Here is a 22020-nt window from a genome sequence, read left to right as displayed (position 1 = left end):
TCAGGGGCATGGGCCCGGGCTGTGCGCGAGGTAGGAATCCTTAGAAAGCTGACGCCGGGTCCTCGTCGTGCAGAATCCGCTGGAACAGCCGGTGGTCGCGCCACTCCCCGTCGATGTGCAGAAAGCGCGGAGCCATCCCGATCGGCTCGAACCCGCTCTTCTCCAGGACGCGTTGGGAGCCCAGGTTGTCGAGCCGGGTGCCCGCCTCCAGCCGGTGCAGCCCGACCTTCTCCCGCGCGATCACACACATCCGCTCGACCCCGGCGGTGGCCAGACCGCGCCCTTCCTGGTCGCCGGCGATCCAGTAGCCGAGCGAGGCGCTGCACAGGGGGCCGAGCGCGACCCCGGACAGGGTGAAGGCCCCGGCGATCCGCCCGTCGGAGACGAGCAGCAGGGGCACGAGCCGGCCCGCCTCGAACTCCCGTACCTGCGCCGTCAGTCGCTCGCGCTGCCCCTCGGCGGTGTAGTAGTCCTCCGGCCGGTACGGCTCCCAGGGCCGCATCCGCTCCCGGTTCTCGATGTGGGCGGCGGCGAGGGCGGGGGCGTCGGCCGGCTCGGCGAGCCGCAGGGTCACGCCGTCGGCCAGTTGTTCGGGTCGGATGTCCATCCGGGGATTCTGCCGCCGTCGCGCGGGCCCCGGGGCACCCACCCCCGGGACGTCCTCACACCGCCATCAGCGGCGCGTCCTTCCGCCACTTCAGGATCTTGTCGAAGCTCACCACCGCGCCGCCCACCCCCGGCTTGTTGCCGATGTGGACGTGGTCGGCGAGCTCCTGGATGAGACACAGGCCGCGGCCGTTCTCCGCCTCGCCCGGCGCCGGGCGGACGGACTGGGTGCGGGCGAAGCCGGGGCCCGAGTCGGCGACCTCGATACGGCACTTCTCGCCGTCGAGGTACGCGGTGACCCGGTACGCCTCCGAGGATGTGCCGTGCGCGGTGTCGCCGCCGTGCTCGACGGCGTTGGCGCAGGCCTCGGTGAGGGCGACGGAGAGGTCGTAGGAGATGTCCGGGTCGACGCCCGCGGTCTCCATCGTGCCGAGGAACAGTCGCCGCGCGAGCGGCACACTCGCGGCCTCGCGCCTCAAGTGGAGTGACCACCAGATGCTCATGCTCCAGCCTCCCGGCCGCGGCTCGACATAGTGATACCTATTGCCGCCAGTGCCCCTGCGTAAGCACGGAGTTGACGTGATGCCGCCCATATGGGGGATGTGTCCCAAACGTAATTGGTGTATCCGGAGGTAGCTCACGCCGGAGAGTGATCTTTGTGACGTACAACACACTATGGCCCCGATGTGCCGGACCTGCCGTATAGCCGCGATGGAGCCGGTGCGATGATGAGCCCGCCATGACTGCCCCCCACCCCCATACGGCGCGCTCCGGAGGTGAACTCCGGGTCCTGCGGGCCGCGGTGTTCGCCGCGGTCTGTGTCGTGCTGGCCGCCGCCGGACACGCGATCGCCTCCTGCGCGACCGTTCCGCTGTGGACGGTCGGCGCGGGCTTCCTCGCGACCTTCCTCGTCGTGGCGCCGCTCGCCGGGCGGGCGCGTTCGCTGCCGGGGATCGTGGTGCCGCTCGCGGTCGGACAGACCGTGCTGCACACGCTGTTCGGGCTGGGGCAGAGCGCGGGCACATCCACCGGCGGTTCCCTGTCGGCGTCCGACGCCACGCTCGTCGCGCGCGCCGCGCATCTCCTGTGCGGGACCACCGCGGCGGCGATCAGCCCGGCGCAGGCCCATCAGATCCTCACCGACGCGCGGCTGCTGCCGACTTCGGGCTCGACGGGCCCGATGAGCGCCATGGGGTCCATGGGGTCCATGGCATCGATGCATCACCCGGCGGACGCCATGTCCACCTCCGCCGCCTCCTCGATGTCGCTGTTCCCGTCCCTGTCGATGCTGCTCGGTCACGTCCTCGCGGCGCTCGCCGCGGGCTGGCTGCTGCGGCGCGGGGACCAGGCGCTGCTGCGCCTGATGGAACTGTCGGCGCACGGAGTCGCCGAAGGGGCGCTCGTACGGTCCCTGCGCGGGGCCCTCGCCCTGGTGCGCGCCCTGCGGGCCGGGCTGCCGGGGGCGCCCGAGGCGGGCCCGCGCCCGCGTCTCAGCGCCCTGTTCGCGCCGCCCGCGCCGCACACCACCGCACTCCAGCACTCGGTGATCCGCCGCGGTCCGCCGGCCGCCGCACACACCCTCGCCGCCTGACGCGACGCGACCATCACCCCCGCACTCCCTTCTGTTCCGTGCGTGAAGAGGCCGCCGTCGTGCGGCACACACGCGTGCTCGTGTTCCTCGGCCGGGAAACCCCGCCGCACCCGGGACACCACGCGCCCCTCTTCACCACCGGAACTCACTCGAACTCGAAGTGGAGTGCTCCTTTCATGAAGGCTTCTCGTATCGCCGCCGCCGTCGGTGTCGCCGGCTCGGCCGTGCTCGTGCTGTCCTCCCCCGCCTTCGCGCACGTCTCCGTGCAGCCGGAGGGCGCGGCCGTCAAGGGCGGCTACGCGGTCGTCGACTTCAAGGTCCCGAACGAGCGTGACGATGCCTCGACCACCAAGCTGGAAGTGAACTTCCCGGCCGACCACCCGCTGGCCTCCGTGATGCCGGAGCCGATCAGCGGCTGGACCGTCAAGGTCACCAGGTCGAAGCTCGCCAAGCCCGCCGAGATGCACGGCGAGACGATCACCGAGGCCGTCACCAAGGTCACCTGGACCGCGACCGGCAAGGGCGTCGAGCCCGGCTACTTCCAGAAGTTCCCGGTCTCCGTCGGCATGCTGCCCACGGACGCCGACCAGCTCGTCTTCAAGGCGCTCCAGACGTACTCCGACAAGGAGGTCGTGCGCTGGATCGAGGTCCAGAAGGACGGCGAGGCGGAGCCCGACAACCCGGCTCCCAGCCTCAAGCTGACCTCCGCCGCCGCGTCCGGCGCGACCGCCGAGGACGCCTCCGAGACATCCACGAAGACCGAGACCACCGCCGCCGACTCCACGTCGTCGTCCTCCGGTTCGTCCGACACCACCGCCCGCGTCCTCGCCGTGGTCGGCATCGCCGTCGGCGCGGCGGGCGTGGCGTACGGCGTTCTGGCCGGTCGGCGGCGTACGACCGTCTGAGGCCCGTCCACTCATAGCGCGCACCGGGGTCCGTGCGACTCCCGCGACGACCCCGGTGCGCGCCGGAGCTCTCACAACTGGGACATTTTCCTATGCGCAAGAAGACGTTCGCGGCGGCCGTTCTGCTCGCCGCCGCCACCCTGACGCTCTCCGCCTGCGGCAGCGGGGACGACAACAAGAGCCCCGTCGCCGCGGTCTCCGCGGACACCGCGACGCAGGCCGCCACCGTGCTCGACACCCCGTTCGAGAAGCCGGACCTGGTGCTCACGGACACGCACGGCAAGAAGTACGACTTCCGGGCGGAGTCCAAGGGCCGTCCGACGCTGATCTACTTCGGCTACACCCACTGCCCCGACATCTGCCCGCTGACGATGAACAACATCGCCGTCGCCAAGAAGGCGCTGCCCAAGGCCGAGCAGGACAAGCTGCTCGTCGTGTTCGTCACCACCGACCCGGCCCGGGACACCCCGTCGGAACTCGGCAAGTGGCTCAAGGGCATCGACACCCAGTTCGTCGGCCTGACCGGCGACTTCTCCGCCATCCAGGCCGGTGCCCGCTCGATCGGCATCTCCATCGAGCCGACCTCGAAGGACAAGAACGGCAAGCTGGTCTCGGTCCACGGCACCCAGGTCGTCGCGTTCTCCCCGAAGACCGACGGCGGCTATCTGCTCTACGGCGAGGACACCACCGTCGACGACTACACCAAGGACCTCCCCAAGATCGTCAAGGGGGAGACACCGTGAAACACGCGGTAGCGTCCTCCGTCGTCGTCCTCGCGGGGGCGCTGGTCCTCACGGGCTGCGGCGGCTCGGACGACGCCAAGGCCCAGCTCTCCGTCAGCTCCGCCTACATGCCCCAGCCGGTCTCGGAGATGGCGGCGGGCTTCCTGGACATCGCCAACAAGGGCGGCGCGAAGGACGAGTTGACCTCCGTCACCAGCGACCTCGGCCCGGTCTCCGTGCACGAGACCGTCGGCCAGTCGATGGAGGAGGTGAAGTCCCTCGATGTACCCGCACACGGTCAACTCGTGTTCAAGAGCGGGGGCAACCACCTGATGTTCGACAAGCTGAAGCACACGCTCAAGCAGGGCGACCACGTGACCGTGAAGCTGCACTTTGCCAAGTCTGGCCCCCTCACGGTTGAGATGCCGGTGAAGTCGGCCACGTACAACCCCACGACCGGGCACTGAGGGAGGGACCCCACCTTGACCACGACCATCACCCCCCGCGTCCGCAATCTGGTGCTGCTGCTCCTGGCCGTCACCGGCATGCTCTTCGCCGGGGCCGGTACCGCCTCCGCGCACGCCGCGCTGACCGGCAGCGACCCCAGTTCGGGGGTGGTGGTCGACAAGGCTCCGACGCAGATCTCGCTCACCTTCTCCGAGAAGGTCTCCACGAACGACGACTCGCTGCGCGTCCTCGACCCGAAGGGCAAACGCGTCGACGTCGGCAAACCGTCCAACATCAGCGGTACGACCTACGCCATCCAGGTCCGCAGCGGCCTGCCCGACGGCACCTACACCGTGGCCTGGCAGGTCGTCTCGGCCGACAGCCACCCCGTGGCCGGCGCCTTCACCTTCTCCGTCGGCGCCCCCTCCAAGACCACCGTCTCCGTCTCCGACCAGGACGTCGGCGGCGGGCTCGTCGGCGGGCTCTACGGCTTCGGGCGCTACATGTCGTACGCCGGTTTCATCGTCATGGTCGGCGGCGCCGCGTTCATCCTGGCCTGCTGGCAGCGGGGCGCCGGGGTACGCGCGTTGCAGCGCCTCGTCGTCTCCGGCTGGGTCACGCTCACCGCGGCCACGCTCTGGCTGCTGCTCCTGCGCGGCTCGTACACGACCACCGGCAAGCTCGGCGACGTCTTCGATCTGAACCTCGTAGGACAGGTCCTCCAGACCAAGACGGGCGCCGCGCTCGTCTCCCGGCTGCTGCTGCTCGCCGCCGCCGCGCTGTTCATCGCCGTGCTCTTCGGGGCGTACGACAAGCGGGAGGAGGAAGAGGAGAAGCGGGACCTCACCTTCGGTCTCGCGATCGGCGGCGGTGTGGTGGCCGCCGGGCTCGCAGCGAGCTGGGCGCTGGCCGAGCACGCCTCGACCGGGCTCCAGCCCGGCATCGCGATGCCCGTCGACGTCGTCCACCTGCTGGCCGTCGCGACCTGGCTCGGCGGCCTCTCCGCCCTCCTCGTCGCGCTCTACCGCGCGCCCGCCGACAACCAGGTCGGGCGGACGGCCGTCCGGAACTTCTCCCGCATCGCCTTCGGCAGCGTCCTCACCCTCGTCGCGACCGGCATCTACCAGTCCTGGCGCCAGCTCGGCTCCTGGTCGGCCTTCACCGACACCGGTTACGGCCAGCTGCTGCTCGTGAAGATCGGGCTCGTCGCGCTGCTCGTCGGCATCGCCTCGATCTCGCGGCGGTGGACGGGACGGCTGGCGGAGACGGGCGCGACGGCCGAGACGACGGGGCCGGCTGAGACCGCCGTCGAGGAGCGCGCACAGGAGAAGGAGAAGGCGCATGCCAGCGCCTCTTCGAAGACCGCCGACTCCAGCGCCCCTTCCACTGAGGTCAGCGCCTCCAGCGCTACGACGTCCACCGAGGCCGGTGCCTCAAGCGCCACGACCTCGTCCAAGGCCGCCGCCTCCGCCGAGGGCGACTCCGCCGTGGCCGCGTCCTCGTCCTCGTCCGCATCCTCCAAGGGCGGCGATTCCGGGGCACCCGGCGACACCAAGCGGGCCGCTCAACTCGCCCGGCAGCAGGCCGCCGTGGACTCCACGCGGCAGAAGCGGCTGCGGGACGCCGATCCGATCCGGTTCGGGCTGCGCCGGTCGGTGCTCGCCGAGGCCGCCGTCGCCGTGGTCGTGCTGGCCGTCACCACGGCCCTGACGACCACCGAACCCGGCCGCACGGAGGAGGACGCCAAGGCGGCCAAGGCCTCTTCCCCCTCGGCCGCTTCCTCCTCGTCCGCGGGTGCCCTGACCCTGGACATGTCCTTCGACACCGGAGGCACGGACGGCAAGGGCGTCATACGGCTCGACCTCGACCCCGCGCGCGTGGGCGGCAACGAGATGCACGTCTATGTGCAGCGCCCCAACGGCCGGGCCTTCGACGTCCCCGAGGTGAAGGTGGCCTTCACCCTCGCCGCGAAGAAGATCGGCCCGCTTCCCGTGACGCCCGACCACATCACCACCGGGCACTGGGCGGCGACCGGAATCCAGATCCCCATGGCGGGCGACTGGAAGATCTCGGTGACCGTGCGGACCTCCGACATCGACCAGACGACCGTCGACAAGAACGCGCAGATCGGCTGAACCACGCCATGCCTGACCAGTCCATTCCCCAGACCCGGACCGTAGAGGCACCCCCTGCGGAGGCCGCGTCCGACGACGCCACCCCCGGGGAGGGCATTTCCCGCCGACGACTCCTCGGTACGGCCGGTGCCACCGGGCTCGTGCTCGGTGCGGCGGGCGGGGCCGTGGGCTACGCGTCCGCGCCCGCCGGTGCCACACCGCTCACCTCGCTCGGCGAGGACATGGCAATGTTTCACGGGAAACATCAGCCGGGCATCACCGAGGGCCTCCAGGCGCGCGGCCACCTCGTCGCCTTCGACCTGGCGGCGGGCGCGGGCCGCAAGGAGGCGGCGGCCCTGTTGCGCCGCTGGTCGACGACCGCCCAGCGGCTGATGGCGGGCGAGGCGGCGGCGCAGGACGACACGGATGTCGCCCGGGACGCGGGGCCCTCGTCCCTGACGATCACCTTCGGCTTCGGCAACTCCTTCTTCTCCCGTACAGGGTTGGAGAAGCAGCGCCCGGCCTCCCTCGACCCGCTCCCCGACTTCTCCTCCGACCACCTCGACAAGGCCCGCAGCAACGGCGACCTGTGGGTGCAGATCGGCGCCAACGACGCGCTGGTCGCCTTCCACGCCCTGCGCACGATCCAGAAGGACGCGGGCAGCGCGGCCAAGGTCCGCTGGCAGATGAACGGCTTCAACCGGACCCCGGGTGCCACGTCCCACAAGATGACCGCCCGCAACCTCATGGGCCAGCTCGACGGCACCCGCAACCCCAAGCCGACCGAGCCCGACTTCGACCGGCGGATCTTCGTGCCGGCGTCCGGTACGACCGACCCGGCATGGATGGCGAACGGCTCCTACGCCGTCGTACGCCGTATCCGCATGCTCCTCGACGACTGGGAGAAGCTCTCGGTCCAGGCCCAGGAGAACGTCGTCGGGCGCCGCAAATCGAACGGGGCCGCGCTGTCCGGGGGCGGTGAGACGACCGCGATGGACCTGGAGAAGACCGACGCCAAGGGCGCCCTGGTCGTCCCCATCAACGCGCACGCCCGGATCGCCCGGCCCGACCAGAACGGCGGGGCGGCGATGCTCCGACGCCCCTTCTCGTACCACGACGGCATCGCCGCCGACGGCACCCCGGACGCCGGGCTCCTCTTCGTGTGCTGGCAGGCGGACCCGCTGCGCGGCTTCGTCACCGTGCAGCGCAAGCTCGACCGCGGTGACGCCCTGTCGACGTACATCCGCCACGAGGCGAGCGGCCTGTTCGCGGTGCCGGGCGGGGCGGCGGAGGGCGAGTACGTGGGGCAGCGGTTGCTGGAGGGGTGAGGCCGTCGCCCTCACGGGTGGCTCGTCCAGGAAGCGTGCGTCCGGTTTCGCAAGGCCCATTAGGGTGAGGTCATGCCAGCCAGCTACGCGTATCTCGGCCCTGAGGGCACCTTCACCGAAGTCGCCCTGCGGACGCTGCCCGAGGCGGCCACCCGGGAGCTGATCCCCTATGTGTCGGTGCAGTCCGCGCTGGACGCGGTCCGCACCGGCGAGGCCGAGGCCGCGTTCGTGCCGATCGAGAACTCCGTCGAGGGCGGCATCACCACCACCCTGGACGAGCTGGTCGCGGGCGCGCCGCTGATGATCTACCGCGAGGTGCTGCTGTCGATCACCTTCGCGCTGCTGGTCAGGCCGGGCACGAAGCTCTCCGACATCAAGACGGTCTCCGCGCACCCCGCCGCCCAGCCGCAGGTCCGCAACTGGATGAAGGCGAACCTCCCGGACGCCCTCTGGGAGTCGGCGGCCTCGAACGCGGACGCCGCCCGCCTGGTCCAGGAGGGCCGCTACGACGCCGCGTTCGCCGGTGAGTTCGCCGCCGCCCGGTACGGTCTCGAGGCGCTGGAGACCGAGATCCACGACGCGGAGAACGCGCAGACCCGGTTCGTGCTGGTGGGCAGGCCCGCCCGGCCCGCGGCGCCGACCGGCGCGGACAAGACGTCCGTGGTGATCTGGCAGCGGGACGACCACCCCGGCGGTCTGCGCGATCTGCTGGGCGAGTTCGCCACCCGGGGCATCAACCTGATGCTGCTCCAGTCCCGGCCCACCGGCGCCGGCATCGGCAACTACTGCTTCTGCATCGACGCCGAGGGCCATATCTCCGACCGCCGGGTGGCGGAGGCGCTGGCCGGGCTCAAGCGGATCTGCCTTCAGGTGCGCTTCCTCGGGTCGTACCCGCGCGCGGACGTCGGCGTGGACGGGGTGCGCCCGCTGTTCCCGGCCACCTCGGACGAGGACTTCCTGGCCGCCGCCGACTGGGTCGCGCACTGCCAGGACGGCCGTTTCTGACCGGTCGTACCCGCCGATCGTCCCGGTACTACCTGCGTATCTTCGTTATCCACAGAAGTTATCCACAGGTCCGCTTCTCGACCTGGGGACAAGTCGACAACCAAGTGCGATCCAGTCGACAAATCTCCCTACAGGGGGTCGACCCGTCCACCGGCGCGTAGGTCACTCTTCGTCCACCTGTTTCCTTCGGGCAATCCTATGGAGCGACGCATTTCCACCCGAAAGTGGGTGGGAGGTGCGTTTGGGACAGGAATTGCCCAGCATGCGAAACCCTTTGGAAATGATCACTTCCGATGTCCACAGATCTTTCGCACACCCTGTGGATAACTCTTCCGGGATGTGGATTCCTGTGGACAACCGCATCCCCAAGTCCCGTTTCCCACAAGGGATTCGAGTCAACGGACCGCCTCGCGCCTGCCCCGTTCCAGGGAGCGGGCGGCCATTTCATTGACCGGCGTCACCCCACTTCGACACTCTGTGCAATTGCCGCATAACCGGAGGTAAGGCGCAGTTCGGAATACCGAGTCGTGAGCCGGAACCCGTCACCGGTAGCCTGGTCGCGTGATTGACCTTCGCCTGCTTCGTGAGGACCCCGACCGTGTGCGCGCGTCCCAGCGCGCCCGTGGAGAGGACGTCGCGCTCGTCGACGCTCTCCTGTCCGCCGACGAGCGGCGCAGGTCGTCCGGCGTCCGCTTCGACGAGCTGCGCTCCGAGCAGAAGGCGCTCGGCAAGCTCATCCCCAAGGCCTCCGGCGACGAGAAGGCCGAGCTGCTCAAGAAGACGGGCCAGCTCGCCGCCGACGTCAAGGCGGCCGACGCCGAGCAGCACGAGGCGGACGAGGAGACCAAGCGCCTCGCGCTCCAGCTCGGCAACCTCGTGCACCCCGACGTGCCCGTCGGCGGCGAGGAGGACTTCGTCGTCCTGGAGACGCACGGCACGATCCGCGACTTCGCCGCCGAGGGCTTCGAGCCCAAGGACCACCTGGAGCTGGGCGAGGCGCTCGGCGCCATCGACGTCGAGCGCGGCGCGAAGGTCTCCGGCTCGCGCTTCTACTACCTCACCGGCGTCGGCGCCCTCCTGGAGCTGGCGCTCGTCAACGCGGCGATCGCGCAGGCCACGGAGGCCGGCTTCATCCCGATGCTGACCCCCGCGCTGGTCCGCCCGCGCGCCATGGAGGGCACCGGCTTCCTCGGCCAGGCCGCGGAGAACGTGTACCACCTGGAGAAGGACGACTTCTACCTCGTCGGCACCTCCGAGGTCCCCCTCGCCGCGTACCACATGGACGAGATCCTCGACGCGGACAAGCTCCCGCTGCGCTACGCGGGCTTCTCCCCGTGCTTCCGCCGCGAGGCCGGCACCTACGGCAAGGACACGCGGGGCATCTTCCGCGTGCACCAGTTCGACAAGGTCGAGATGTTCTCGTACGTCCTCCCCGAGGACGCGGAGAACGAGCACCAGCGCCTCCTGGACTGGGAGAAGCAGTGGCTCAGCGCCCTCGAACTGCCCTTCCAGGTCATCGACGTGGCCTCGGGCGACCTGGGCTCGTCGGCGTCCCGCAAGTTCGACTGCGAGGCGTGGATCCCGACCCAGGGCAAGTACCGCGAGCTGACCTCGGCCTCCAACTGCGACAGCTTCCAGGCCCGCCGCCTGTCGGTGCGGCTGCGCGACGGCAAGAAGGTCCAGCCGCTGGCCACGCTCAACGGCACGCTGTGCGCCGTACCGCGCACGATCGTCGCGATCCTGGAGAACCACCAGCTGCCCGACGGCTCCGTGCGCGTGCCCGAGGTGCTGCGTCCGTACCTGGGCGGCCGTGAGCTGCTGGAGCCGGTCGCCAAGTGAGCAGCGGCTTCCCGTACCGGCTGATCGCGACCGACCTCGACGGGACGCTCCTGCGCTCCGACGAGTCGGTCTCCTCGCGTACCCGTGACGCGCTCGCCGCGGCCACCGCGGCGGGCGCGGCCCACATCGTCGTCACGGGCCGCGGGGTCCCCTGGACCCGGCACATCCTCGACGACCTCGGCTACGACGGCCTCGCGGTCTGCGGCCAGGGCGCCCAGGTCTACGACGCCGGGGAGCACCGCCTGCTGACGTCGGTGACCCTGGACCGGCAGCTCGCCGGGGTGGCGCTCGCCAAGATCGAGGCGGAGGTCGGCCCGCTGTACCTCGCGGCGAGCCGGGACGGCCTGGACGGCGATGTGCTGGTCGGCGACGGGTACGCGCTCACGGGCGCGCTGCCCTCGACCCCGCTCTCGGACGTGTCCGAGCTGTGGGCGGCGCCGCTGAACAAGATCTACATCCAGCACCCCACCCTCACGGACGACCAGCTCGCCGAGGCCGCACGGCGGTCGGCCGGTGGCTTCGTCTCCGTCGCGATGGCCGGCGAGGGCATCGTCGAACTGCTCCCGCTCGGCCTCTCCAAGGCCACGGGGCTGTCCCTCGCGGCCCGTCGCCTGGGCCTGAAGGCCGCCGACACGATCGCCTTCGGCGACATGCCCAACGACATCGCGATGTTCGCCTGGGCGTCCCACGGCGTGGCGATGGCCAACGCGCACGAGGAGCTCAAGGCGGTGGCGGACGAGGTGACGGCCTCCCATGAGGAGGACGGGATCGCGGTGGTGCTGGAGCGACTGCTCCAGCACGCGTAAGTCATGCCGCTGCTCCAGCTCCCGTAAGTCCTGCCGCTGCGGCGGCGCCCGTACCTCATGCCGCTGGGGCGGGCCGGTCGCCCGGAGAGCGGCACCTCGTGGCACCGATCCGGGCGACCGACCCGCCCCAGCGTGAAATGCCCCCTGCCATAGGGGGCGAAAGGGAAGGCGGCCCACGCGATAATGAGTCGCGTGCTCGAAGCGGCCGCCCCGGGCAGCTCCCCGTGGTGGGCGACTCGACGGAGGGTAACTACTCCGGAGACCGCCGCGGGCTGCCCTGAAGGGAGTTGGGCGTACTGCCGTGCATGGACATCGCCCAGCTCCTCTCCCAGTAGATGCCGCCGGCCTGATCCGGCGTCGACACGACAACTGTGCCCGTACGCCGAGGTGGACGCCACCGAATTACCTGGGCTCAGGCAGGCACCCCTTCAAGGACGCGGGGCTGTGCCACAGGACAACGCCTACCGCCGCCGCCACTTGCGCCGCCGCGCCTTGCTGAAGAACCACCCCGCTGGCGGCTCGTCGGAGCGCCACGGCTGCGGCTCGGGAGACTCCGCACGCCAGCGCGCCGCGAGCATCCGCGCCCGGGCGGACGGCTCGGCCGTCTCGGCGGAGCGTATGAAGTCGTCGTCCAGGACCAGCTTGTCCCAGCCGTCCCCGGACTCCGCCTGTCCGCCTCCGTACGTCGCCTCTCCGGCCATCCCCGTCCTCCCAGCCATGCGTACCGTTTGCCCAGTGTGCCCGGGCAGAGATGAAGCCCCCGTCAGGATCAGGACCTGTCATTCCTCGCCGGCGAGCTTCAGCGTGCGCAGCTTCTGCCCGGCGAACCAGGTCGCTCCGGCGGTGACCACGACGAGGAACACCGTGGCCGTGGTCAGTCCGACGTCCGAGGTGACCAGGTCGCCGCCGGCCACCTTCTGGGCGACGGCAAGGGCCCACTGCTGGACGCTGAGCGTGCGGGCACCGGCGACCAGGGAGCCGAACAGGGCTTCCCAGACGAGGGCGTAGACGAGCCCGAAGACGACCGCGTGCCGGGAGACCGTGCCGAGCAGCAGGAAGAGCGCCGCGTAGGCGATGGAGGCGACCAGCGCGGCCACCGTGTAGGCGACGGCGATCTGCTGGCCGTTGCCGTTGAGGATGAGCCCGGCGATCAGCATGGGGACCGCCGAGAACACCATGGTGACGGCGATCGCCACGATCAGCTTGGTGAAGATGATCGTGGGCCGCTTCAGCGGCTTGGACAGCAGGTACACCACCGAGCCGTCGTCGATCTCCGGGCCGATCGCGCCCGTGCCCGCGATGACGCCGATGATCGGCACCATCGTGGCGAGGCCGAGCCCGCCCAGGACGTCGACCGCGGTCTGGTCGTCGGCGCCGGCGAGGCCCCGCACCACCACGGAGATCATGATCAGCAGGAAGGGCAGGGCGCTCAGGATGAGGGCCCGGCGCTTGCCGAGCAGGGCCCGGTAGGTGAGTCGGGCGACTGTGGGGTCGTACATCTTGGCCTCCTACGCCGCGACGAGATACGAGAAGACGGACTCGAGGGACTCGTCGGACGGCGAGACCGTGAGCAGCCGGATGCCGTGGTCCTTGGCCACCCGGGGCAGCAGGACCGTGAACCGGGCGAAGTCGACGGCCTCGACGCGCAGCGCGCCCTCGGCCAGGTCGACCTCGATGCCGGACGTCGACGGGTCGGCGATCAGCGCGGCCGCGAGGGCGCGGTCGTCGCTGGAGCGGACCAGGTAGCGGTGCGGGCGGTCGGTCATCAGGCGGCGGATCTTGCGGAAGTCGCCGCTGGCCGCGTGCCGTCCGGCCACCACCACCTCGATGTGCCAGGCGAGTTGCTCGACCTCTTCGAGGATGTGGGACGAGAACAGCACCGTGCGGCCCTCGTCGCCCATGCGCCGCAGCAGGTCCATGAGCTGCATGCGCTGGCGCGGGTCCATGCCGTTGAACGGCTCGTCGAGCAGCAGCAGCGACGGGTCGTGCACCAGGGCGCTGGCCATCTTCACGCGCTGGCGCATGCCCTTGGAGTACGTCGAGATCTTGCGGTCCTGCGCGTACTCCATCTCGACCGTGGCCAGCGCCTTCTGGGCCGCCTTGGCGCCGAGGCCGTGCAACTCGGCGTTGGCGACGACGAATTCGCGTCCGGTGAGGAAGTCGTACATCGCCTCGCGCTCGGGGACGATGCCGATGTGCCGGTAGATCTGTTCGTTGCGCCAGACCTGCTCGCCGTCGAGGGTGACGGTGCCGGTGGAGGGGGCGAGGAAGCCGCCCATCATGTTGATGAGGGTGGACTTCCCGGCGCCGTTGGGACCGAGCAGTCCGGTGACTCCGGGGCCGACGGTCATGGTGATGTCGTTGACGGCGACCACGTTGCCGAACCAGCGGGAGACGTGGTCGATGGAGAGCGTGGTCACAGGCCCACCTTCCGGTAGCGGCGGATCAGGAGGCCGTAGGTCGCGGCGATGAGGCCCAGGACGGCGAGGACGTAGACGACGCCTTCGGCGTGGGTGGGGCCGACGCCTCCGGGGAACGCGGAGGTCGCGCCCAGGAACGCCGATTGCAGGCCGTCGATGAGGGTGACGGGCGAGAAGAGGCCGATCCAGGGGATGGCGTTCGTGGCGTTCTGCGCGTCGGCGATCGCCTGGAGGGTGGAGACCGCGCCGTAGGAGATGGTCAGGACGGCGATGACGGCGGCGATGCCGAAGCCGCGGCGCGGGGTGACCGCGGCGATGACCAGGCCGATGCCGGCGAAGAGCAGCGAGAGGAGGGTCACGGAGACGAGCCCCTGGGCGAAGCCCTTGGTCTGGTCGGCGAAGTCCAGCTTGGCGAGCAGCGCCCCGACGTAGAGCACGATCAGCGGCGCGGCGGTCAGGATGAACATCGCCGAGGCCAGGGCCGCGAACTTGGCCCGCACGTAGTCGGCGCTCTCGATGGGCCGTGAGAAGTACAGCGGTACGGTCTTGAAGCGCAGGTCGCGCGAGACCGACTGGGGTGCCTGCGAGGCGACGTACAGGCTGATGACGGCCTGCATGATGATCGCGTAGCGGGTGTAGGTCACCGGCAGGTCGTGCGCCTTCGTGGCGACCGCGACGGCGACCATGATGGCCGCTGGCACGCACATGACCACGAACAGCAGCATCGGCAGGACCTTGGACTTCACCGAGCGGCCGAGGCCGTAGGCGCCGCGCAGGGACTGCGAGTAGAGGGAGCGGCGGGCGTAGGCGCGGCCCAGGCGGGGGCCGTCGTAGTTGCGGTAGCCGATGTTGTGGATACGGGTCTGGTCGCCCGGCTGGGGGACCAGGGGCTGGTCAATTGCCATGGCCTACGGCCTCCTTCCGCTCTGCGTCGTGGTCGGTGCCCGTGGCGGCGTCGGTGAAGACCTCGGAGATGTGGTGCCTGCGCTGCTCCATGCGCACCAGTCCGAGGCCGAGGTCGGCGATCGTGTCGCGGACCACGTCGTACGTCTCCTCGCCGGAGGCCGTCAGGAGGAGCACGTGGCCCGCGCCCGGCAGGCCGCTGCCGTCGTGGGTGTCCACCCCGCGCGCGTGGAGCGCGTCGCGCACCGCGCGGGTGCCGTCCGGGTGTTCGTCGGTGTCGGTGACCTCGATCGCCAGGGTGGTCGTGGTCTGGGTGAAGTCCGTGGTGGAGCTGGAGCGCAGGAGCTTGCCGCCGTCGACCACGATCACGTGGTCGCAGGTGCGCTCCAGCTCGCCCAGCAGGTGCGAGGTCACCAGGACCGAGATGCCGAAGTCCGTGTGGATGCGGCGGATGAGGCCGAGCATCTCGTCACGGCCGACCGGGTCGAGGCCGTTGGTCGGCTCGTCCAGGAAGACCAGCTGCGGGTCGTGGACGAGGGCCTGCGCGAGCTTGACGCGCTGCTTCATGCCCGTCGAGTAGCCGCCGATGGGGCGGTAGCGCTCCTCGTACAGGCCGACGTGGCGCAGGGTGTCCGCGGTGCGCTCGCGGGCCGCGGTGGGCGGAAGTCCGGACATGCGCGCCATGTGGACGACGAACTCGGTGGCCGAGACGTCGGGCGGCAGACAGTCGTGCTCCGGCATGTACCCGACGCGCTCGCGGATGTCGGCACCCTTGGTGGCGACGTCCAGACCGAGCACTTCGGCTCGGCCCTCGGAGGCGGGGGACAGACCCAGCAGGATCTTGATCAAGGTGGACTTGCCGGCTCCATTGGCACCGACGAGCCCCGTCACACCGGGTCCGACGTCCACGGAGAGCCGGTCAAGCGCGGTCACCCGGGGGAACCGCTTGCTCAGGCTTTCGGTCACGATCACAGTCACGTCTACGAAGGTAGTGACGCGGGCCACTCCGGTCGTCAGCCCGCAGAGCTGTCCTCACGTCAGACTCCAGACGTACGGGCCCGTAGGGGATCCCCTGCCTGAGGGCTACCCGACGGCGTCCTCGCACTTGTCCACAGGTGGGGATCGCGCCTATTGACGCAGCCTCTAACAACTGTCACATTCACGAGTGTCAAGTTACGAGCACGTACCGCAGTCGGTGTGGACAGGTGGGGCGGTGGCATGACTACGGCGGTGACACGCGAACTCTCCGGGGAACTGCGGGGGTTCAGAGAGGTCCAGCGGCTGGCGTACGAATGCGCCGAGGCCGTCGCGGCCCGGCTGGAGCCCGGGATGACCGAGCGCGACGCGGCGCGGTTGCAGCGGTCCTGGCTGCGCGCGCGGGGAGTGACGGACTGGTTCCATCTGCCCTTCGCCTGGTTCGGCGACCGCACGGCGTTCACGAACTTCCGGGTGCCGTTGCAGTTCTTCCCCACGGGCCGCCGCCTTGAGCCCGGGATGCCGTTCATCCTGGACATGGCCCCCGTGTACAAGGGCTTCACGGCCGACATCGGCTACTCGGACTCACTGGGCGGCAATCCGGTGCAGGCCAGGCTGATGGCCGACCTGGAGGCACACCGCGAGCTGCTCCTCCGGGAGGTGCGCGAGCGGCGCCCGCTGCGCGAGATCTACGAAGACGTGGACCGCCTCATGGTCCGCCAGGGCTATGCCAACCGGCACCGCGCGTACCCCTTCGGAGTGATCGCGCACAAGGTCGACCGGGTCGCCGAACGCCCTTGGTCCCCGCGGCTGTTCGGGTTCGGCACGCAGTCCCTGAAGGGCCTCGCGAGCGACGCGCTGCACGGCCACCGCGAGGGCTGGTCCCCGCTGTGGTCGCCGTACCGCTTCTCCGACCATCCCCCGCACCCGGGCCTGTGGGCGGTCGAACCGCATCTCGGATTCCGGGGCACCGGCGCCAAGTTCGAGGAGATCCTGGTCGTCACCGACTCCACGGACCCCGAACAGAGCGCCTTCTGGCTGGACGACGATCTGCCGCACGTGCGGCGCTGGGCGGAGGACAAGTGACGCTTGAGGGTGCGCGGGAGCGCCGGGTGCGGACCGGCGGGGTCGAGCTGTGCGTGGCCGAGCTGGGGGACGCCGCGAACCCCACGGTCGTCCTGGTGCACGGCTATCCCGACAGCAAGGAGGTGTGGTCCGAGGTCGCCTCCCGGCTGGCGGCCCGCTTCCACGTCGTGCTCTACGACGTCCGGGGCCACGGCCGGTCCACGGCCCCGCGGCCGCTGCGGGGCGGGTTCACCCTGGAGAAGCTCACGGACGACTTCCTGGCGGTCGCGGACGCGGTCAGCCCGGACCGGCCCGTGCATCTCGTGGGGCACGACTGGGGCTCGGTGCAGTCCTGGGAGTTCGTCACCGTCGAGCGCACCCGGGGCCGCGTCGCCTCCTTCACCTCGATGTCCGGGCCGTCCCTCGACCACTTCGGGCACTGGATCAACAAGCGCCTGACCCGGCCCACCCCGCGCCGCGTCGGCCAGCTCCTGGGCCAGGGCGCCAAGTCCTGGTACGTGTACCTGCTGCACACGCCCGTGCTGCCCGAACTCGCCTGGCGCGGCCCGCTCGGCACCCGCTGGCCGAAGATCCTGGAGCGCGTCGAGAAGGTCCCGCGCGGCGACTACCCCACCTCGTCGCTCCGCACCGACGCCGCCCACGGAGCCTGGCTGTACCGCGACAACGTCCGCGCACGGCTCCGCAGGCCGCGCACGGACGCGTACACGCACGCGCCCGTGCAGCTCGTCACGCCCCTGGGGGACGCGTTCCTGTCGGAGCGGCTCTACGACGAACTGGAGCTGTGGGCGCCGGGCCTGGTGCGGCGCACCCTGCCGGCCAAGCACTGGGTCCCCCGGACCCGGCCCGACCAACTGGCGTCCTGGATCACGGAGTTCGTGACCACCCACGAGGGCGCCGGGCGGCCCGCGGTGACGCCCGCGACCGGCAGGTACACGGAGCGGTTCGGCGGGCAGCTCGTGCTGGTCACCGGCGCGGGCAGCGGGATCGGCCGGGCCACGGCGTTCGCGTTCGCGGAGTCCGGCGCGCGCGTGGTGGCCGTCGACCGGGACGCGGAGAGCGCGGCCCGTACCGCCGAACTGGCCCGCCTGATCGGTGCCCCCGAGGCCTGGGCGGAGACGGTCGACGTCTCCGACGAGCAGGCCATGGAGAAGCTCGCCGAGAAGGTCGCCGCCGAGTACGGCGTGGTGGACGTGCTGGTCAACAACGCCGGAATCGGACTCTCCGGTTCCTTCTTCGACACCACCCCGGAGGACTGGAAGAAGGTCCTCGACGTCAACCTGTGGGGCGTGATCCACGGCTGCCGCCTCTTCGGGAAGCAGATGGCCGAGCGCGGCCAGGGCGGCCACATCGTCAACACCGCGTCGGCGGCGGCCTTCCAGCCCTCCAAGGCACTCCCCGCGTACAGCACCTCCAAGGCGGCCGTGCTGATGCTGAGCGAGTGCCTGCGCGCGGAGCTGTCCGGGCAGGGGATCGGCGTCTCGGCGATATGTCCCGGCCTCGTCAACACCAACATCACCTTCACCGCGCACTTCGCCGGGGTCGACGCCGCCGAGGAGAAACGCCGCCAGAAGAAGTCCGCGCGGCTCTACGGGATGCGCAACTACCCGCCGGAGAAGGTCGCCGACGCGATCCTGCGGGCCGTCGTGCGCGACGAAGCCGTCGTGCCGGTCACCCCGGAGGCGCGCGGCGCCCACCTCATGTCCCGGTTCGCCCCGCGCGCGTTGCGGGCGATGGCCCGCCTGGAGCCGCCGCTGTGACCTCCGCGCACGAACACCACCCGATCACCCCGCGCCGGGTCGCCTTCGACTGGACGCGCACACCCCTGCACTGGATACCGGACGAGCCGACCGCCACCCACGTCATCAACGTGCTGCACCTGCTGCTGCCGGCGGGGGAGCGGTGGTTCGTGAAGGTCTTCAAGGAGGGCCTGCCACTGGTCAGGGACCCCGAACTCCTCGCGGACGTCAAGGGGTTCATGGGCCAGGAGGCCACCCACAGCGTCCAGCACGCGCACGTGCTGGACCATCTCGCGGCCCAGCGGCTCGAGTCGGCGGACTTCACCCGGTACGTCGACTACCTCTTCGAACGGCTCCTCGGCGAACACCCGCCGCTCGGCGCGCCGTTGCCCCAGCGGGAGTGGCTGCGCTTCCGGCTGGCGGTCGTCGCGGCGATCGAGCAGTTCACGGCGGTGCTCGGCGACTGGATCCTGGCCGCCGAGGCCCTCGACCGGGCCGGCGCCGACGAGACGATGCTCGACCTGCTGCGCTGGCACGGCGCGGAGGAGGTCGAACACCGCGCGGTGGCCTACGACATGTTCCGGCACTGCGGCGGCCACGGCCTCCCCCGCTACGCCCGCCGCGTCGCCGGCATGGCGGTGACGGCGCCGGTGATGCTGTACCTGTGGACCTGGGGCACGGCCTACCTGATCCGCCACGACCCCCAGCTCGCGGGCCGTGTCCGCTACTCGCTCGCCGAGCACAACAGGGCCGTGCGCAAGGGCCTGTTGCCCACCTGGCGCTCGCTCGGCGCGGCCGTCCCCCGCTATCTGCGGCGCTCCTACCATCCGTCGCGGGAGGGCTCGCTAAGCCGTGCGGTGGAGTATCTGAAACGCTCACCGGCGGCCCGGGCGGGGGCCGCGTGAACTCCGGCTCGGGCGCCGGCTCCGGCCCGCACGAGGTCTCCTACCGCATCGAGGACCTCGCGCACCTCAGCGGCGCCACCGTCCGGACCATCCGCGCCTACCAGGACCGCGGCCTGCTCCCCCGCCCCGAGCGGCGGGGCCGGGCCAACGTGTACGCCGACGTCCATCTCGCCCGGCTCCGGCAGATCGCGGACCTGCTCGACCGGGGCTACGGCCTGGCCTCCATCAAGGAGTTGCTGGACGCCTGGGACGCGGGCCGGGGGCTCGGCGGGGTCCTCGGGCTGGTCGCCGAGGTCGACGGGCCGTGGACGGACGAGCAGGCGGCGCGGATCTCGCGCGCCGAGCTGGAGCAGCGCTTCGGCGGCAGCCCGGACGACGCGGCCGTCGCCGAGGCCGTCGAACTCGGCGTACTGGAGGCGGTTCCCGGAGACCCCGACTCCTTCCTCGTGCCGAGCCCCCAAGAGCTGGCGGTGGCCGTCGAGTTGCACGCCTCCGGAGTCCCGCTCTCCGCGATCTCGTCCCACCTGCGGGAGTTGAGGGTCCAGGTCGAGCACATCGCCTCCCGTTTCCTGGAGTTCACCACCGAGCACGTCTTCGCCCGCTACCTCGACGGCCCGCACCGCCCGACCGACGCGGACGCCGCTGAAGCGGCCTCGCTCGTACGACGGCTGCGGCCCCTCGCGCAGCAGACCGTGGACGCCGAACTCGCCCGCGCGATGCGGCTGTTCGCCAACCGGTCGCTGCGGCAGCACCTCGGGGCGGCGGAGTCGTCGCGGGCCGCCTCCTCGTCACGTTCCGTGGCTGTGCCCGAGTCGACAATGCGGGCCGTGGAGGGGCTGGTTGGGAAGGAGAAGGCAGGCGAGTTCGTCGCGCTGGCGGCTGAACGGGAGCTGCGGGCACGGGCGTTGGATGCGCTCATGCCAAGTGGGGTGCCCCCAGCTGATCTTGACGAAGAGGGCTGACATGGAAGGGAGTTGTCCACAGAAACGCCAATTCCCCTGTGGATAACTACAGTTGGTTGTGGATCAAACATCGGCCGCAAAATAAAATGCGTGATCCACGTCTCTCGCGTCATCCTGACCGGATGGATGAAAGACGCACCGTGAAGGTGTCGAAGTACCTCTCCAAGCATCTGCGCCACCAGCCCGAGCGGATCGGGCTCACCCTCGACGAGGCCGGCTGGGTCGAGATCGATACGCTGATCGCGGCTTGCGCGGCGAACGGGTTCCGGTTCAGCCGCGAGGAACTCGACCATGTGGTGGCCACGAACGACAAGCGCCGCTTCGCGATCGAGGGCACCCGGATCCGCGCCAGCCAGGGCCACAGCATCGAGGTCGACCTCGGACTGCCCCCGGCCACCCCGCCGCCGTACCTCTTCCACGGCACCGTCGCCCGCAGCCTCGACGCGATCCGGGCCGAAGGGCTCCGGCCCATGAACCGCCATGCCGTCCACCTCTCCGCCGACCGGGAGACGGCCACCCGCGTCGGCGCCCGCCGCGGCCGGCCCGTCGTGCTCTCCGTGGACGCGGGGGCCATGCACAAGGACGGCCATGTCTTCCGGGTCAGCGAGAACGGGGTGTGGCTCACGGAGGCGGTGCCCGTGCGGTACCTGCGGTTCCCCGAGCCCCACTGACTTCGAGCGGGCCGAGGGGCACTGACCTCACACGGCCGAGAAGTGCCGCCCCTGCCTGGCCCCGGCCGCGCCGCCCCCGGCATGATCAGTGGTATGGACCACTTCCACAGCACCGAGGCCGCCGTCACCGCCCTCCGGGCCATCGCGTCCGAGTACGCGCGGGAGATCGAGGTCACCCATGACATCGGCGCCGACCAGACCTCACGCCGTACCTCCGCGGGCTTCGGCGTCACCACCGACCCGGACGGCTCGCTCCCGCACGAGGCGTTCATCGAGTTCGGCGGACTGCCCCGGGTGACGGTGCGGCTCTACCCCGAGGACGACGCGCTGATCACCGTCGAGGGCATCGACTGCCCCGACATCGCCCGTGACGACGTCCCGGCCTTCCTCCGCTCCGTCTTCGACGGCCGGGCCTACGTCAAGACCCGCCGTTTCCCGCCCAGTTGCAACCTCGTCGTCCCGCTGCCCGGCGACCGGACGCACAAGGAGTGGATCTCGATGATCACCCTCACGCCGTGGCTGAACAGCCGCATACGGTGACGGTTTCACGTGAAACAGGGACAACTGCATAACCTGTCACCCATGAGCCTGCGCCTGAGCACCGTGATCCTCCCGTACCGCCGCTGGAACGAGGGGAGCCGCGAGGCCTGGCAGCGCGCCGAGCAACTCGGCTTCCACACCGGATTCACCTACGACCACCTGTCCTGGCGTACCTTCCGGGACGGCCCGTGGTTCGGTGCCGTACCCACACTGACCGCCGCCGCGGCCGTCACCGAGCGGATGCGGCTGGGCACCCTCGTCACCTCAGTCAAGGCTTTTTCGCCTATCGCAAGCTGACCTGCCGAAACATTCCGACGGCTGACCATGAAGGCCGTGTCGGCAACGCCTTCCACGGCCCCGCAGCTGTCCAAGTTGGCGACCACAACCGACAGGAGAACCGCTTCAACATCTCCAGCTACCTGCCCGCTCCCGTAGGGCCACGGGTGATCCTCCAGGTCT

General features: G+C 70.5%; 22 protein-coding genes and 1 pseudogene. 16 read left to right on the top strand and 7 right to left on the bottom strand.

Translation table 11 applies throughout. The features are described from left to right. Positions 1 to 40: 40 nt before the first annotated feature. Together ACIRB1_RS22425 and ACIRB1_RS22420 are read right to left on the bottom strand one after the other, a co-directional pair. On the bottom strand, positions 41 to 607 hold the full coding sequence (locus tag ACIRB1_RS22425; RefSeq protein WP_352179784.1) for a GNAT family protein: 567 nt from the start codon (positions 605 to 607) through the stop codon (positions 41 to 43). A 55-nt stretch (positions 608 to 662) separates the two neighbouring features. Beyond that, positions 663 to 1109 (bottom strand): ATP-binding protein, encoded by a 447-nt coding sequence (locus ACIRB1_RS22420; protein WP_352179785.1) that lies wholly within the window; start codon positions 1107 to 1109, stop codon positions 663 to 665. Between the two features lie 236 nt (positions 1110 to 1345). On the opposite strand from ACIRB1_RS22420, the gene ACIRB1_RS22415 reads away from it, so the two are divergent. From ACIRB1_RS22415 to ACIRB1_RS22375, 9 genes are all read left to right on the top strand, one after another. Beyond that, positions 1346 to 2197 carry a hypothetical protein gene (locus tag ACIRB1_RS22415; RefSeq protein WP_352179786.1) on the top strand — a complete coding sequence of 284 codons (852 nt, stop codon included), beginning with the start codon at positions 1346 to 1348 and terminating at the stop codon, positions 2195 to 2197. A 176-nt stretch (positions 2198 to 2373) separates the two neighbouring features. Further along, on the top strand, positions 2374 to 3102 hold the full coding sequence (locus tag ACIRB1_RS22410) for a YcnI family protein (RefSeq protein ID WP_352179787.1): 729 nt from the start codon (positions 2374 to 2376) through the stop codon (positions 3100 to 3102). Between the two features lie 92 nt (positions 3103 to 3194). Beyond that, a complete protein-coding gene (locus tag ACIRB1_RS22405) occupies positions 3195 to 3845 on the top strand; it encodes an SCO family protein (RefSeq protein ID WP_352179788.1) in 651 nt (216 codons plus the stop codon). After that, the gene (locus tag ACIRB1_RS22400; protein ID WP_329553984.1) at positions 3842 to 4291 is read left to right on the top strand and encodes a copper chaperone PCu(A)C; all 450 of its coding nucleotides are present in this window, start codon (positions 3842 to 3844) and stop codon (positions 4289 to 4291) included. The genes ACIRB1_RS22405 and ACIRB1_RS22400 overlap by 4 nt, the downstream gene beginning before the upstream one ends. A gap of 15 nt (positions 4292 to 4306) precedes the next feature. Beyond that, entirely contained in the window at positions 4307 to 6406 is a 2100-nt protein-coding gene (locus tag ACIRB1_RS22395) for a copper resistance CopC/CopD family protein (protein WP_403466693.1), read from the top strand. A gap of 8 nt (positions 6407 to 6414) precedes the next feature. Continuing rightward, positions 6415 to 7713, top strand: coding sequence for an iron uptake transporter deferrochelatase/peroxidase subunit (gene efeB / locus ACIRB1_RS22390; RefSeq protein WP_403466692.1), 1299 nt, complete (start codon positions 6415 to 6417; stop codon positions 7711 to 7713). A gap of 72 nt (positions 7714 to 7785) precedes the next feature. Then, a complete protein-coding gene (gene pheA / locus ACIRB1_RS22385) occupies positions 7786 to 8718 on the top strand; it encodes a prephenate dehydratase (protein WP_033285492.1) in 933 nt (310 codons plus the stop codon). Between the two features lie 561 nt (positions 8719 to 9279). Further along, positions 9280 to 10557, top strand: coding sequence for a serine--tRNA ligase (gene serS / locus ACIRB1_RS22380; RefSeq protein WP_266770523.1), 1278 nt, complete (start codon positions 9280 to 9282; stop codon positions 10555 to 10557). After that, positions 10554 to 11363: an HAD family hydrolase gene (locus tag ACIRB1_RS22375; RefSeq protein ID WP_403466691.1), complete on the top strand. Its 810-nt coding sequence runs from the start codon at positions 10554 to 10556 to the stop codon at positions 11361 to 11363. Before serS ends, ACIRB1_RS22375 begins: the two co-directional genes overlap by 4 nt. 461 nt (positions 11364 to 11824) lie before the next feature. Here ACIRB1_RS22375 and ACIRB1_RS22370 read toward each other — a convergent pair whose 3' ends face one another. From ACIRB1_RS22370 to ACIRB1_RS22350, 5 genes are all read right to left on the bottom strand, one after another. Further along, positions 11825 to 12064 (bottom strand): hypothetical protein, encoded by a 240-nt coding sequence (locus ACIRB1_RS22370; RefSeq protein WP_019055074.1) that lies wholly within the window; start codon positions 12062 to 12064, stop codon positions 11825 to 11827. A 78-nt stretch (positions 12065 to 12142) separates the two neighbouring features. Continuing rightward, positions 12143 to 12862: an ABC transporter permease gene (locus ACIRB1_RS22365; RefSeq protein ID WP_352179794.1), complete on the bottom strand. Its 720-nt coding sequence runs from the start codon at positions 12860 to 12862 to the stop codon at positions 12143 to 12145. Between the two features lie 9 nt (positions 12863 to 12871). Then, positions 12872 to 13783 (bottom strand): ABC transporter ATP-binding protein, encoded by a 912-nt coding sequence (locus ACIRB1_RS22360; protein WP_352179795.1) that lies wholly within the window; start codon positions 13781 to 13783, stop codon positions 12872 to 12874. Beyond that, positions 13780 to 14688, bottom strand: a complete 909-nt coding sequence (locus ACIRB1_RS22355; RefSeq protein WP_352179796.1) for an ABC transporter permease — start codon at positions 14686 to 14688, stop codon at positions 13780 to 13782. The genes ACIRB1_RS22360 and ACIRB1_RS22355 overlap by 4 nt, the downstream gene beginning before the upstream one ends. Then, entirely contained in the window at positions 14678 to 15658 is a 981-nt protein-coding gene (locus ACIRB1_RS22350) for an ABC transporter ATP-binding protein (RefSeq protein WP_403466835.1), read from the bottom strand. The genes ACIRB1_RS22355 and ACIRB1_RS22350 overlap by 11 nt, the downstream gene beginning before the upstream one ends. A 246-nt stretch (positions 15659 to 15904) precedes the next feature. Here ACIRB1_RS22350 and ACIRB1_RS22345 point away from each other — a divergent pair, with 246 nt between their 5' ends. From ACIRB1_RS22345 to ACIRB1_RS22315, 7 genes and pseudogenes are all read left to right on the top strand, one after another. After that, complete coding sequence (locus ACIRB1_RS22345; protein WP_403466689.1) at positions 15905 to 16747, top strand: M24 family metallopeptidase; 843 nt, start codon at positions 15905 to 15907, stop codon at positions 16745 to 16747. Next, positions 16744 to 18504, top strand: coding sequence for an SDR family oxidoreductase (locus tag ACIRB1_RS22340; protein ID WP_403466688.1), 1761 nt, complete (start codon positions 16744 to 16746; stop codon positions 18502 to 18504). Before ACIRB1_RS22345 ends, ACIRB1_RS22340 begins: the two co-directional genes overlap by 4 nt. Next, the gene (locus tag ACIRB1_RS22335; protein WP_403466687.1) at positions 18501 to 19388 is read left to right on the top strand and encodes a metal-dependent hydrolase; all 888 of its coding nucleotides are present in this window, start codon (positions 18501 to 18503) and stop codon (positions 19386 to 19388) included. Before ACIRB1_RS22340 ends, ACIRB1_RS22335 begins: the two co-directional genes overlap by 4 nt. Beyond that, positions 19385 to 20350: a MerR family transcriptional regulator gene (locus ACIRB1_RS22330; RefSeq protein WP_403466686.1), complete on the top strand. Its 966-nt coding sequence runs from the start codon at positions 19385 to 19387 to the stop codon at positions 20348 to 20350. Before ACIRB1_RS22335 ends, ACIRB1_RS22330 begins: the two co-directional genes overlap by 4 nt. 122 nt (positions 20351 to 20472) lie before the next feature. Beyond that, entirely contained in the window at positions 20473 to 21021 is a 549-nt protein-coding gene (locus ACIRB1_RS22325; RefSeq protein WP_352179801.1) for an RNA 2'-phosphotransferase, read from the top strand. Between the two features lie 81 nt (positions 21022 to 21102). Continuing rightward, entirely contained in the window at positions 21103 to 21561 is a 459-nt protein-coding gene (locus ACIRB1_RS22320) for a hypothetical protein (protein WP_403466685.1), read from the top strand. A gap of 42 nt (positions 21562 to 21603) precedes the next feature. Next, positions 21604 to 21849, top strand: a pseudogene (locus ACIRB1_RS22315) (LLM class flavin-dependent oxidoreductase); the annotation flags it as partial. Between the last annotated feature and the right edge of the window lie 171 nt (positions 21850 to 22020).

The sequence above is a fragment of the Streptomyces sp. NPDC096013 genome (genome assembly GCF_044763565.1).
Taxonomy (GTDB): Bacteria; Actinomycetota; Actinomycetes; order Streptomycetales; family Streptomycetaceae; genus Streptomyces.
This window is presented reverse-complemented; position numbering and strand designations above follow the sequence as displayed.

Excerpts from the sequence above, each read along its gene's own strand:
- ACIRB1_RS22425 (WP_352179784.1), bottom strand. The coding sequence starts at position 607 with ATGGACATCCGACCCGAACAACTGGCCGACGGCGTGACCCTGCGGCTC.
- ACIRB1_RS22420 (WP_352179785.1), bottom strand. The coding sequence starts at position 1,109 with ATGAGCATCTGGTGGTCACTCCACTTGAGGCGCGAGGCCGCGAGTGTG.
- ACIRB1_RS22415 (WP_352179786.1), top strand. The coding sequence starts at position 1,346 with ATGACTGCCCCCCACCCCCATACGGCGCGCTCCGGAGGTGAACTCCGG.
- ACIRB1_RS22410 (WP_352179787.1), top strand. The coding sequence starts at position 2,374 with ATGAAGGCTTCTCGTATCGCCGCCGCCGTCGGTGTCGCCGGCTCGGCC.
- ACIRB1_RS22405 (WP_352179788.1), top strand. The coding sequence starts at position 3,195 with ATGCGCAAGAAGACGTTCGCGGCGGCCGTTCTGCTCGCCGCCGCCACC.
- efeB (WP_403466692.1), top strand. The coding sequence starts at position 6,415 with ATGCCTGACCAGTCCATTCCCCAGACCCGGACCGTAGAGGCACCCCCT.
- pheA (WP_033285492.1), top strand. The coding sequence starts at position 7,786 with ATGCCAGCCAGCTACGCGTATCTCGGCCCTGAGGGCACCTTCACCGAA.
- ACIRB1_RS22370 (WP_019055074.1), bottom strand. The coding sequence starts at position 12,064 with ATGGCCGGAGAGGCGACGTACGGAGGCGGACAGGCGGAGTCCGGGGAC.
- ACIRB1_RS22365 (WP_352179794.1), bottom strand. The coding sequence starts at position 12,862 with ATGTACGACCCCACAGTCGCCCGACTCACCTACCGGGCCCTGCTCGGC.
- ACIRB1_RS22355 (WP_352179796.1), bottom strand. The coding sequence starts at position 14,688 with ATGGCAATTGACCAGCCCCTGGTCCCCCAGCCGGGCGACCAGACCCGT.
- ACIRB1_RS22345 (WP_403466689.1), top strand. The coding sequence starts at position 15,905 with ATGACTACGGCGGTGACACGCGAACTCTCCGGGGAACTGCGGGGGTTC.
- ACIRB1_RS22325 (WP_352179801.1), top strand. The coding sequence starts at position 20,473 with ATGGATGAAAGACGCACCGTGAAGGTGTCGAAGTACCTCTCCAAGCAT.
- ACIRB1_RS22320 (WP_403466685.1), top strand. The coding sequence starts at position 21,103 with ATGATCAGTGGTATGGACCACTTCCACAGCACCGAGGCCGCCGTCACC.